The organism is Pseudomonas sp. MF6396 (genome assembly GCF_002018915.1).
GTDB classification, from domain to species: Bacteria; Pseudomonadota; Gammaproteobacteria; order Pseudomonadales; family Pseudomonadaceae; genus Aquipseudomonas; species Aquipseudomonas palmensis.
Map to the genome: position 1 here is coordinate 38,942 of NZ_MVOK01000016.1, position 12,222 is coordinate 51,163.

Sequence of the window (12,222 nt, forward strand, 5' to 3'; positions counted from 1 at the left end):
GATAACGCAGGCGTAGTCAGGGCGAGCGACCACCCCACGGGAGGCTCGCCCCATGGACATGCGCCCGCGTTCAACCGCCATCCACGAGGCCGGTCACGCCCTGGCCGTGTGGTGGAACGGCCAGCCCATTGCACGGGTGACCGTGCTGACCCACGCCCAGGCCGCCAGCGGCCCGCTGATCGACCTGAACGGGCGTGCGCACTTTGCCGAGGGGCTGGTGGAGGCGGACTACCTGATCGTGCACCCGGCCTTCGCCGCCCGTGGCATTGCCGAATACCTGCCCTCCCTCGTCGAACCCATCGAGCGCGACCTGCTGCACTGCTTTGCCGGGCCCGTGGCCGAAGCCATCCACCGGCACGCACGCTATGACCGGGTCTTGCGCGGCAGCGGCCGTGGCGACCGCTGCCGCGGGCATGAACTGATCAGCCTGTTGCCCGCGCACAAGCTGCTCGATGCCGAGGCCCTGGCCATCGCCCGGTCCGGCTGCCTGGTACGCCGGTACTGGGCGGGGCTGGTAGCAGTGGCCGACCTCTTGCAGGCACGGGGTGTGGTGGACGGCGAGCGAGTCAGCGCGTTGCTGTGCCGGGTGACTGGTGAATCACCGGCACAAGGGCCCGCAAGCTTGCGCGAGCTTGACCCTGAGGGCGGGTACGACCAGAGGCAGGCCACCCGGCAAAAGCGTTAGCGCTTTTTGCAATAGCGCAAAAAAGCTGAGCTACAGTCGTAAAAGGCGCATCTGATACGTATTTATCAGGAGAAACTGATCTGTATCCACGGATGTTCACATCATGCAGGGATGAGCAACGATGGATCACTGGACAACGGAGCAACTGCGTCAGCTGGTGTGCTCGAAGGACCTGGACAACCAGTTGGCGCAATTGGAAAAGCTGCTTCGGTGCCTGGGTTTCGACTGCTACGCCTTCAGTTTCACCACCCCGACGTTTTCGATCACACAAAGCAACTGCCCCAACCCATGGGGCGAGCGCTACCGTCGCCATGAGCCTGCGGTCGTTGATCCCCTGCTTGCGCACAGCCGGCACTCATCCTTCCCGTTGCTGTGGACACCAGAGGCTTTCACCAACCCCCCCGAGTTGTGGGCAGGCGCGCAGGATCACGGCGTTTGCCTCGGTTGGACCCAACCCTTTCACGATGAGCACGGCAGGTTCAGCAGCTTGAGCGTGGTACGCCAACACCCGCCCGTGACCGTCAATGAGCTTTACCGCAAGGGGGCCGCGGTGCTGTGGCTGGTGCAGGTGCTGCATGCGACGGCGGCCGCTCTGGTGAATGACCCGCAGGGGCCGTCATCATCCGAGTGACCCGCAACGGGGTTCGCCAGCGCCACATGGGATATCCTCGCTACCTGGCCCGTTCAAAGATCGAGTGGAAGACCCATTGAAACTGCTCAAGGAAAACAGAGAAATCCTCCTGTCTGGAGAAGAAGCCATCCACCTTGTCGCCGATATCGAATACATGCTCATTTCCCTGAGAGACATTGCCCGCCATTACTACAGGGATGTTGATGGCGACATCAGCCCAGGCGACAGAGCGCTGTATTGCGAAGAGACGACACGGTTCATCGATGAAAACCAGATCACCCGTCGACTGGCCGCCATGCGAAGAACAATCACTGAAAAGTTCGACCTCGCGCTGGGCTGCGACGACATGGATGACATTGAAAGAGCGGTGGCCGAGATGGACTACTGGAAGCCCAAACAGGCAACGTAGCCAGCTACGTTGCTTGCACAAAGGCAGGCATGAACCCTACTCGACCATCAACCCTCGACGCACCCGCCCCGCCCTTTTGTAGGCCCTGACCACCGTGTTGGTCTCACACGAGATGATCCCCTCCAGGGATCCCATGCGGGCGGTCGAGACGGTCCATAGATCATGGATATCACGGCACAGCACATGCCAGAACAGCTGCGAGCCGCCACTGGTGCCAAACAGGCAACGCGTGTGTTCATCCTTCGCCAGTTCCTGGGCAATGCCCTCCGCCGCACCCGGTCGAGTCTGCAACGACACAATCGCCTCTACCCCGTAGCCCACCAGCAACGGCTCGAGCTCCACACGAAATGTCAGGGCATTGCTGTCGACGAGCCCACTCAGCATCCGCTGAACCTTCGGCTCACTGACTCCACATGTCTCGGCAAGCACGCCCAGGCTGGCCCTTCCATCCAGGGTCAGGGCGCCGAGTAACCGCATTTCGTCAGCACTCAGGCTCACAGGCCCGGCCAGCACCGGCTCGCTAGGCACCGAACCATCAATGCGCCAGCGGCTGGCTCGTCGGAACGACCTGAGCACCACCTGCGTCTGAACCTGCCTAACCCCCGGCACCAGCGGCAACTCCCGCACCACCATGTCAGAAAGCGCTTCCACGCTGGGCAGGTTGATCTCGGTGAAGATGTCGAACTCGCCCGTTGTCGCCATCACAACCTGCGTCTGTACCCACTGCGCCAGGTGCTGCGCCACTTCGCTCTGACGACCGTCTGCTACCCGAATCCAGGCATGCAGCACCGGGCCACTCCCCACCACAACCGGGTCGAGCTCGCCGATCACCCGGATATACCCGTTGTCCATCAAGCGTTGCAGGCGACGCGAAAGCGTACGCTCCGCCACATCGCAGCCGGCGCTCAGATCCCGCCAGGTGCCGCGAGGGTTCGCCTGCAGTGCAATCAGGCAGGCCAGATCCGCGTCATCCAACGCAAAATGTCTTTTTTCATCCGAATCAACGGTTGACGAGACCATATCCTTACAATACCTTCGCTCAAGTGGCCAAATTAATACAAAAAAACGCCGCATATGTCTAAAAACAATTACAACTCAAACCCAAAGGCACAAGCCAATGAATTATGCGACTCAAACGTCCGAAGCGGCAAAGCCGCAGGTATCAACCGCGCGCAAAATTGCTGCTGGCAGCATTGGCAATGCGGTGGAGTGGTTCGATTGGACGATCTATGCGTCGTTCGCGGTGTTCTTTTCCACACAATTCTTTCCAAAAAATGACGAAACGGCGTCCCTGCTGGCGACCTTCGCGATTTTCGCCGTGGGGTTCTTCATGCGCCCGATCGGTGGCTGGGCCCTGGGGATCTACTCTGATCGCTATGGCCGCAAATCGGCACTGGGGGTCACCATCCTGCTGATGGCAGGCGGGTCCCTGATGATCGGCATCACCCCCACCTACGAGAAGATCGGCCTGCTCGCGCCGGTCTTGCTGGTGATAGCGCGCCTGATGCAAGGCCTGTCGCTGGGCGGTGAATACGCTTCAGCCTCTACCTACCTTGCCGAGTTGGCGCCGGACCACCGTCGCGGGTTCTTTTCGAGCTTTGTGTTCTTCAGCTCCGCCGCGGGCATTCTGACCGCCTCGGCGATCGGCTGGGCGCTGACCACCCTCCTCACCGAGGAACAGATGAGAGAGTTCGGCTGGCGCATTCCGTTCCTGCTCGGCGCCCTGGGCGGTATCGCAGGCATCTGGCTGCGTATGTCGGTACCTGAAGCAGAAGCCTCCACGCCGCCAACCGCAGACAAGGTAGAGAAGCAACCGCTGCGCACCCTGCTGCGCGATTATCCGCGCGAGACCCTGCGGATCGTGGGCTTTTCGATCCTGAGCACCTTTGCCTTCTACCTGTTCGTCATCTACATCCCGACCTATGCCATCCGTGCGCTGCACGTGGAGTCCTCGACAGCGTTCGCTGCAAACACGGTTGCAATGGTCGCGTTCATGCTCGTGCACCCACTCTTCGGCATGCTCTCTGACAAGTTCGGGCGCAAGCCGCAACTGATCGTGTTCGCCCTGGGCTACCTGGTGTTCTTCTACCCGATCATCACCAGCATGCAGCCGACGTTCTCGTCGATCCTGATGGTGGAGCTGTTCGGCCTTATGCTGTACGCGCTCTATACCTCCATCGCCCCGGCAATCATGTCCGAACAGTTCCCCAGCCGCGTTCGCGCCGTCGGCATTGGTGCTCCCTACAACCTGATGGTGGCGCTGCTGGGCGGTACCACGCCGTATCTGCTGACCTGGCTGCAGAGCAACGGTCAGGAGAGCTGGTTCTTCTACTACGTGCTCGCAGGCGCCGCGCTCACGCTTGTGACCTTCATCAAAATGCCGGAAACAGCCGGAAAGCCACTGAAATAGTCACTGGCTCGAACAACGCCATGCAATCCCCGTCAACGAGTATCGGATACGGGGATTACCGACCCACACCGCTTAGAACCTAGAACCCATGCTCGAACGATCCGAAGCCCTATGTTTCCAGTCTGCCCTGCAGATTGCCCATCTGATCGCTACCCGGCAGATCACCTCGCGTGCCGTCACGCACTACTTTCTGGACCGCATTGCTCGCGGCAGCGAGCTCAATGCCTTTACCGCAGTGTTCGCAGAGCAAGCCCTGGCGGCAGCCGATGCCGCCGACAGTGCGCTCGAGGCAGGCCACCCTTTGAGTGCTTTGCATGGCGTACCGGTCGCCATCAAGGACAACATCGAAATCGCCCATACCCCGGCATCGGCAGGCTCGTTGAGCCGCCTGAGCACTGTCAGTGCCGTGACCAGCACCGTCGCGCAACGATTGCAGGCGGCCGGAATGGTTATCCTGGGCAAGACCCAGATGACCGAATTTGCGTTCGGCCTGTCCGGTCAGAACCCGACCCGAGGCACGCCCTGGAACCCGTGGGACACAACGCTGCATCGCGCCCCGGGCGGTTCCTCTTCAGGTGCGGCGGTTGCTGTTGCCGCAGGGCTTGTACCTGTTGCAGTGGGGGGCGATACCGGCGGATCGATCCGAGCCCCCGCATCGCTCAATCATCTGGTCGGCTTCAAGCCGTCCAGCGGGGTCATCAGCGTGCACGGTGTGGTTCCGCTTGCGCCCAGCCTCGACGTGCTGGGCCCGATCGCCCGTGATGTCGGCGACGCCCATGCACTCACGGCCATCCTTGCCAGCCCGTCTACCGGCAGTGGGTCGAGCGTTCAGGCCGACCTTGCAGGTGAGCTGGTACCAGCCAAGCCGAGCACGGTGTTCGTACTGGACCAGAGCGCGTTCCCAAGTGCGCTGTCCGTGGGCGCTCGCCGGGTTTGGGATCAGGCCCTGGTCACCCTGGAAAAGGCCGGCTGGACGCTCCAGAGCTGGGTTCCAGAGGATGAGTTGAACATCGGCCGGCTGTCCGAGTGCAACTCGATGATCATTGCCTATGAGGGGTATCGCGAGTTCGGCCACCTTGCACATGACCCTGCGCAGCCGCTCTGGGAGGTGGTGCGCAATCGCATCCTGGCCGGCGCGGCCATCAGCCGTGACGACTACGAACACGCCGTTGCACAGCGTGCCCACGCCGCCGAGGCCTTCAGACAAGCGATCGGCTCATCCGGTGTTCTGCTGATGCCGGTCAGCAGTCACGGGGCCCTGCCTCTTGATGACCAGGACGCTGCTCACGTGAGCATCGGCACGTTCAGCCGCGCCAGTAACTACCTCGGCACCCCGGCAATCGCCCTACCCGCCGGATTCGATGAAGCACAGATGCCGATTGGCGTGCAGCTGCTGTCACCGGTATCTACCGACATGCACTTGCTGAACATGGCGAGCGCCATGGCGCCTGCACTGCTGCTTGACGAGCGCAAGCCCGAGCTGGGGCGGTGGGGGCTTTAAGCCCGGAACAACACTCGCGTAGCACCTGGCGCAACGTCTTCAGTGATGTTGCGCAGGTGTCATCCAGGCAGACCATCGCCGTGCGCTGCGATCGTCAGGCCGTTGCAATGCGAAGACTTTTCTACCCATCTCCGGTACCGGCGAGTGCGAAACGCCATGGCGGCCTGTTGCAGGATCAGCGCGAACAACGGTGAAACACTCGGGTCGGGATTTTTATTGCGACTGAGTTTACGCAGTTGAAACTTCACTACAGCCATGTTCGCCAAGGCCGCCATCGCTTTGTTTTTCCAGGTGATCGGCGGCAATTGCGGGGCATTGTCGTTGCCCGCCAGCCACTGGCGAGGCAGGTGCGGGTCGATAGCAAGGGCGGTTCCGATGCCCACCATGTCCACACCGCTCTGCACGACGCTTTCGGCCACCGGGCGGCGGCGTATACCGCCAGTGACCATCACCGGCATGTTGGCGACGGTTTGGATATCACGGGCGAACTCGACGAAATAGGCTTCGCGAGCCAGGGTGCGACCATCGCGCGCGTCACCCTGCATGGCGGGTACCTCGTAGCTGCCCCCCGATAACTCCACCATGTCCACGCCCAGGTCGTTGAGCAACTCAACCACCTTTTTCGCGTCATCGGCGGTGAATCCTCCGCGCTGGAAATCGGCGGAGTTCAGCTTGACCGCCACTGCGAAATCCGCAGAAACCACAGCCCTGACCGCCTTGACGATTTCGAGCAACAGGCGCGCCCGGTTTTCCAGAGGGCCACCCCACTCGTCCGTGCGCTGGTTGGTCAACGGCGAAAGGAACTGGCTCAACAAATAGCCATGGGCAGCATGAATTTCCACACCAGTGAATCCGGCCTGCTCGCCGAGGCGTGCGGTATTCGCGAAGCGCTGAACAACCTCTTCGATCACGCCTGGGGTCATCGCATGAGGTGTGGCAAATCGCCTGGACATTTTGCCGAGGTCCAGCGGCACGGCTGACGGGGCCCAGGTCTTTTGCCCAAGGTTGGACTGCATCTGGCGACCGGGATGATTGATCTGCAACCAGAACTGCGCACCGCCAGACCGACCTGTACGCGCCCAGTGCTTGAACTTGTGCAATTGCTGATCGTCTTGCAACACCACGCCACCCGGTCCGGTCATGGCGCGGCCGTCGACCATAACGTTGCCGGTAATGATCAGGCCGGCACCACCGTCGGCCCATGCTTGATAGAGACGCAGCAGGTCCTTGGAAGGCGCCTGATCGGCGTCCGCCATGTTCTCCTCCATGGCAGCTTTGGCGATTCGGTTCTTGATGGTTGAACCGTTGGGAAGCATCAGGGTGTCGAACACATTCATGGAGCAGCCCTCAACTGAAGAGGAGGCCACCTTAAGATTAAAGTCAACTTTAAGGTCAATACCCTTTTGCGCAGTGCAGCAATGGAGTTTGACCTTAACGCACCGCACGCTTGCCCGGCGCTTTGCCAATGCCTTCTTCACGCAGGCGATTTATCAGCATTTGCGCATTTTCCGCGCACGCCATGCTTTCGGGCTTACCCTCGATGCCCTTGATGACGAGCAGAAGCTGCGCTTTGTTGTGGGCTAGCCGTTGCTGTAGAACAGCGATTTCCTCAACCTTTTGCTTAAGCCCGCTGAGCAATTCATCGTGCTGCCAACCGCTGGCATTCATCGGCATCAACTGCCGAATTTCTTCCAATGAAAAACCCGCCGCCTGCGCTGCGGTGATGACCTCCAACACCCCCTTGGTATCAGGCGCGTAGTCCCTGTAACCATTTGCTTTGCGCTCGACAGATTTGATCAAGCCGCTCGACTCGTAGAACCGGATGCGTGAGGGCGCCAAACCACTGATTTTCGCCAGTTCGCCTATTCGCATAACCCACCCTGAACACTCTGTTGACCTTGAAGTTGACTTTAAACCTAAAGCCATCGGGGCGGCCAACCATCACGCATTGAATTCAGGCTCGACCACTGTCGCTACGCCACTGGCATCACTGCCTTGTCACACCACTGTTGATGCAACAGTTCTGGAACGCCAGCCATACGCCAACACCATCAGCAGCCCCAGAGCACCCATCGACGCTCCGGCCAGGGAAATGGCCGGATAACCCAACCCGGCGTTGATCACCGCTCCGCCCAGCGCTGCGCCAATCGCGTTGCCAAAATTGAAGGCGCCAATGTTTACCGCAGAGGCAAGATTGGGCGCGTCCTTCGCTGCTTCCATCACCCGCATCTGTAGTGGCGGCACCAGGGCGAAACTGGCGATACCCCATATCAGGATGGCCAGAGCGGCCGGCACCGCCCAACGCATCAGCAGAGTGAACGCCAGCAAGACGAGAATCAGAACGCTTAGCGAGACGATCAAGGTGCGATCTATCGAGCGGTCGGCGGCCTTGCCGCCCCACAGGTTGCCCAGCGTCAACCCCACCCCGAAAAGAACCAGCATGCCAGTGATATAGGCGGTGGAACCATTGGTCTCGCTGCTGAGGATCGGCGCGATGTAAGTGAAGACAGTAAACATCGCGCTCGACCCGACTACGGTCAGGGCCAACGCGCCCAGCACCGGACCGCGCCCCAGTACTCGAATTTCGGCCATTACACCGACGCTTTGCGACGTCTTCAGGTTAGGCAGGGCGAACCATAATGCGGCCATGGTCGCCACACCGAGGCCGGTAATTCCCCAGAAAGCGGTGCGCCAACCGAACAGTTCACCAAACCAGGTGGCCAGCGGCACACCGCCGATGGTCGCCAAGGTCAGGCCCATGAACATCGCCGCCACCGCCCCGGCACGTTTTTCCGGGGCGACCACGCTGGCGGCGACGATGGAGCCAACGCCAAAAAATGCACCATGGTTCAGTGAGGTCACCACCCTGGCGACCATGAGGCTGTAGTAATCGGTGGCCAGGGCTGACATCAGATTACCCAAGGTGAAAATTCCCATGAGCCCGATCAGCAGATAGCGTCGGGGAATTCTGCCGGTGGTCAGTGTCATCAGCGGTGCACCGAGCAATACGCCCAGCGCATAGGCACTGACCAGCAAACCGGCAGCGGGAATCGAAACGCCCAGATCCTGAGCTATACCCGGCAACATGCCCATGGGGGCGAATTCTGTTACGCCGATGCCAAAGGCACCGATGGCAAGTGCGACAAGTGGTGGATTGATACGCATGGAAGGCTCCTTATCTATGCCGCCAATGCTACGATGCAGTTTTTTAACGCGGTAGATAGCATTTTTGGCAATCACCTTTGCGCAGGAGGCACAAGTGGACTTCAACGGCAGGTCAGGTGAAATGAGCGTGTTCACCACCGTGGCGCACGAAGGCAGCCTGTCGGCCGCGGCGCGTGCACTGGGCGTGACACCATCGGCAGTCAGTCGGGTCATCGCGCGTACCGAGCAACGCCTTGGCACCCGCCTGCTGTTGCGCACCACCCGAGCGCTCGCCTTCACTGCCGAGGGCGAAGCGTTCCTGCGCGGCGCCCGGCGTATCCTGGCCGATATGGACGAGGTCGAAGCAGCGATCGCTGACCAGGGCGTGCCCAGGGGGCGATTGCGGGTCAGTGCCGCCCTTGGCCACGGGCGGCTGGCCATCGTCCCGCTGGTGGCAGCATTCAGCGCCCGTTACCCGAACATCGTCGTCGACCTTACCCTCGGCGACGAAGTGGTCGACATTCTCGGCGGGCAGGCCGATGTCGCGATCCGCTTCGGCCATCTGCCCGACAGCCCACTGACCGCGCGCAGGATCGGCGACACCGGCCAGGTAGTGGTGGCATCGCCCGATTATCTGCAGCGCGAGGGCATCCCCAAGGAGCCGGAAGACTTGTTTCAGCACAATTGCCTGCGCTTCAACTTCCGGCGTGCCGAACCCAACTGGCCGTTCATCCGCGATGGAAAAGAGTTTTCCCTGAAGGTCAGTGGCAACATCGAATGCAGCAGTGGTGAAGCGCTGGCACAACTTGCGCGAGTAGGCGCCGGCATTGCACGTATCGGTGAGTTCAGCGTGCGCGAGGATCTGCAGCGCGGCACCCTGATTCCGCTGCTGGAAGCCTGGAACCCAGGGGACCAGGAACCGATCCATGCTGTGTTCGTCGGCGGGGCGGCAATGCCGGCGCGGGTGCGATTGTTCGTGGACTTCTTGCTGGAACATCACCGGATGTAAGCGCTTGATCTGAAATTCCGGGTACTTGTGGTGTTGAAGTCTCGAAAATGTCGTTACCTCACCAGCATCAATGCTGAAACGGTAACCCCTCCAGCTTCCCCACAAGCCAGAACCTTGAATACCCACCCCCACCCCGTTAACCTTCGCCCATCGCTTTTTGTGTCTGCTGTTTCGTGTCATGGCAGCTGTGCGTGGGGCGCATTCGTGCGCGCCGGGTTCCTTGATTCCCGGTCTACCAACCTGCGTACAGCGCCACCCTTCGTCTGGTAGCGATAGGTGTCGGCTCCACCAATCAAGGGAGCTGCACAATCACAAGAATCGTCCCCGCTCCCCCGCTTGTTAATTCCCGCAAAACCACCTACACCGCCTTCGGCTGTAGCAACGGAAACCACCCTCCCCTGTTTTCCGTCTGCGAAGGCATCGAGCTCGAAGATGCGTTGGTCCATCTGTCGCTACAGATCCAATGCGCCAAGGACACCACCGCACAAGCTTGCGAACGCGCCGACGCGCAGTTCAAGCACCTGCTGGTGGCAGCGCAGCAGTCGCTGGAGATGAGCACCGTGTTGATCGAAACGGTGCTGGACGGCATGGAGGCGCAAGCGGTAGACGCGTAACGACGTGACACCCGGGCCGCAGACGCGGCCCACTGATAGGGGTGCCTATACGCCAAGTAGGAGCCGGCTTTGCCGGCGAAGCGACGCGCGGGCAGCGCGCGGCCTAGAGAGCGCCATCAGATTCAAGGCATGCCCCCCAAACCCAGATGCAATTTCAAGACAGGTGACTGGGGATGTCTTCAGAAAGGCCACCAAAGGATCGCGGTGAGGTTATCAGGTGCCAGTCAATGCTGTTGTGCCGGTCACAAGATCGAGCGCCGCGAGCGCGGCGCTTCGCCGGCAAAGCCGGTTCCTACATGGGCTGCCACGTGCCAACGCCTGTGAGATTCGAGTTGCCAGCCACCACAACTACACCACCAGAATCGCCTCATGCACATCAATTGTCGGAATCGGCACCACACAACGGCGCGTGTCGAGCCACTGGCGCATCTTGCAGGCGTCGAAAATCTGGCCCTCGTCCATCATCGTCAGGATGAGCTTTTGAGACATGTGGTAACACCCACATTTCAGGCAACGCCGCCCTTCCCACCCGGCTGGGCAGTCGATGGCCTCGGCGTGGCCGGCGCAGATCAGACAGCTCATGCAACCCCCTGATTGTTTTTCTGGGCGGGAAGGAACGTGCTGGTTACACCACAAAAAACAGCGTTCGAAAAAGGCATGAAAATTCCGTGCCAAGGCACGTATCTCGACAGATGGCAGCTGTTTCGGGCACCCGCCTCACTGGCCCCTGCGAAGGTCGTCGATCAGGGTCTTGTACCCGGCCACCTGCTGCTTGACGTAGGTGCGCAATTGATCACCGGTCAGGGCGAACGGCAGCAGCCTGAAGCCGCTGCGAAGCTGGGCGAACTGTTCCGAGGCCAGTAGCTGGTCGAAGGTGTGCTTCCACCAGGCATAGTCCTCGTCGCTGACCCCGGGCCCCAGATAGAAGCCCCTGACCACCGGGCAGACGATGTCGTAGCCCTGTTCCCTGGCGGTGGGTACGTCCTTGAGCTCACCGCCCAGGCGTTCTTCCGAGAGTACGGCCAGCAGGCGCATCTCGCCGCGCTGCAGGTGGGTGATGACCTCGAACGCATCGGTACTGCTGACTTCGATGTAACCGCCCAGCAACGCCGTGGCGCTTTCGCCGCCGCTTTCCAGGGCGATGTAGCGCAATTCGCCAATATCGATACCCGCGGCCTTGGCGAGCAACGCGGCCTGCACCCAGTCCTGCCCGCCGGCAGTGCCGCCGGAGCCGAACAGCACCTTGCGCGGCTGCTGCTTCAGCGCCTTGACCAGGTCGTCGAGGTTCTTGTACGGGGAGTCGCTTCTTACCGCGATGGCGCCATAGCTTTTGCCCAGGGCGGCGACCCAGCGTACCGCGCCCTCGTCGAAGCGCCCGAACTTGCCCTGAGCAAGGTTGAGCAGCGACCCGCTGGACCACGCGATCAGGGTGCCCGGCTCTGCCGGCCGTTGCGCGATGATGGTGTTGTAGGTCACCGCCCCGACCCCACCGGGCATGTAGGTGATCTGCATGGGCTGGTCGAACACCTTGTTCTGGGCCAGGGCTGTCTTTATCAACTGGCACATCAGGTCCCCACCGCCACCCGATGAACCGGGCACGATGCACTCGGGCGAAGACGGCGGCGCCGCCAGCAACGAAGTGGCGAACAGGGAGCAAGCAATCGAGCAGATACTGCGCAGGAAAAACGTCATGGCGGTCGCCTGTTATTGTTTTTGGTATGACTTGGCAGTTGCGCACCGGGCGGGTTGTCGCCAGTGCACAACTGCACGTACCAAATCTTAGGCTGTGTAGCTTTCTCCAACCTTGCAGCAAGGCAGC

At 61.0% G+C, this 12,222-nt stretch carries 13 protein-coding genes; 7 read left to right on the plus strand and 6 right to left on the minus strand.

Going from position 1 to position 12,222, the window contains the following annotated elements:
• The first annotated feature begins 52 nt into the window (after window positions 1–52).
• The 3 genes from MF6396_RS17000 to MF6396_RS17010 all read left to right on the plus strand — a co-directional run bounded on the left by MF6396_RS17000 (window position 53) and on the right by MF6396_RS17010 (window position 1,725).
• Window positions 53–685 (plus strand): hypothetical protein, encoded by a 633-nt coding sequence (locus MF6396_RS17000; protein WP_063611981.1) that lies wholly within the window; start codon window positions 53–55, stop codon window positions 683–685.
• A 121-nt stretch (window positions 686–806) separates the two neighbouring features.
• Window positions 807–1,316, plus strand: coding sequence for an autoinducer binding domain-containing protein (locus tag MF6396_RS17005; protein ID WP_058540388.1), 510 nt, complete (start codon window positions 807–809; stop codon window positions 1,314–1,316).
• A 76-nt stretch (window positions 1,317–1,392) separates the two neighbouring features.
• Entirely contained in the window at window positions 1,393–1,725 is a 333-nt protein-coding gene (locus MF6396_RS17010; RefSeq protein WP_058540389.1) for a hypothetical protein, read from the plus strand.
• Between the two features lie 36 nt (window positions 1,726–1,761).
• On the opposite strand, the gene MF6396_RS17015 is transcribed toward MF6396_RS17010, so the two are convergent.
• Window positions 1,762–2,745: an Lrp/AsnC family transcriptional regulator gene (locus tag MF6396_RS17015; protein ID WP_078481041.1), complete on the minus strand. Its 984-nt coding sequence runs from the start codon at window positions 2,743–2,745 to the stop codon at window positions 1,762–1,764.
• Window positions 2,746–2,842: 97 nt separating this feature from the next.
• Between MF6396_RS17015 and MF6396_RS17020 the strand changes: the two genes are divergently transcribed.
• Window positions 2,843–4,135, plus strand: a complete 1,293-nt coding sequence (locus MF6396_RS17020) for an MFS transporter (RefSeq protein WP_043861683.1) — start codon at window positions 2,843–2,845, stop codon at window positions 4,133–4,135.
• 88 nt (window positions 4,136–4,223) lie between these two features.
• Window positions 4,224–5,636, plus strand: a complete 1,413-nt coding sequence (locus MF6396_RS17025) for an amidase (protein WP_078481043.1) — start codon at window positions 4,224–4,226, stop codon at window positions 5,634–5,636.
• A 59-nt stretch (window positions 5,637–5,695) separates the two neighbouring features.
• Here MF6396_RS17025 and MF6396_RS17030 read toward each other — a convergent pair whose 3' ends face one another.
• From MF6396_RS17030 to MF6396_RS17040, 3 genes are all read right to left on the minus strand, one after another.
• Window positions 5,696–6,973 (minus strand): NADH:flavin oxidoreductase/NADH oxidase family protein, encoded by a 1,278-nt coding sequence (locus tag MF6396_RS17030; protein ID WP_078481044.1) that lies wholly within the window; start codon window positions 6,971–6,973, stop codon window positions 5,696–5,698.
• Between the two features lie 94 nt (window positions 6,974–7,067).
• Window positions 7,068–7,508: a MerR family transcriptional regulator gene (locus MF6396_RS17035; protein WP_078481046.1), complete on the minus strand. Its 441-nt coding sequence runs from the start codon at window positions 7,506–7,508 to the stop codon at window positions 7,068–7,070.
• Between the two features lie 126 nt (window positions 7,509–7,634).
• Complete coding sequence (locus MF6396_RS17040) at window positions 7,635–8,801, minus strand: MFS transporter (protein ID WP_078481047.1); 1,167 nt, start codon at window positions 8,799–8,801, stop codon at window positions 7,635–7,637.
• Between the two features lie 94 nt (window positions 8,802–8,895).
• Between MF6396_RS17040 and MF6396_RS17045 the strand changes: the two genes are divergently transcribed.
• Complete coding sequence (locus MF6396_RS17045) at window positions 8,896–9,789, plus strand: LysR family transcriptional regulator (protein ID WP_078481049.1); 894 nt, start codon at window positions 8,896–8,898, stop codon at window positions 9,787–9,789.
• Window positions 9,790–10,106: 317 nt separating this feature from the next.
• Entirely contained in the window at window positions 10,107–10,403 is a 297-nt protein-coding gene (locus MF6396_RS29055) for a DUF6124 family protein (RefSeq protein WP_274521387.1), read from the plus strand.
• A gap of 348 nt (window positions 10,404–10,751) precedes the next feature.
• On the opposite strand, the gene MF6396_RS28820 is transcribed toward MF6396_RS29055, so the two are convergent.
• On the minus strand, window positions 10,752–10,892 hold the full coding sequence (locus MF6396_RS28820) for a hypothetical protein (RefSeq protein WP_167400183.1): 141 nt from the start codon (window positions 10,890–10,892) through the stop codon (window positions 10,752–10,754).
• Window positions 10,893–11,120: 228 nt separating this feature from the next.
• A complete protein-coding gene (locus MF6396_RS17055; RefSeq protein WP_078481051.1) occupies window positions 11,121–12,095 on the minus strand; it encodes a Bug family tripartite tricarboxylate transporter substrate binding protein in 975 nt (324 codons plus the stop codon).
• Window positions 12,096–12,222 lie beyond the last annotated feature (127 nt).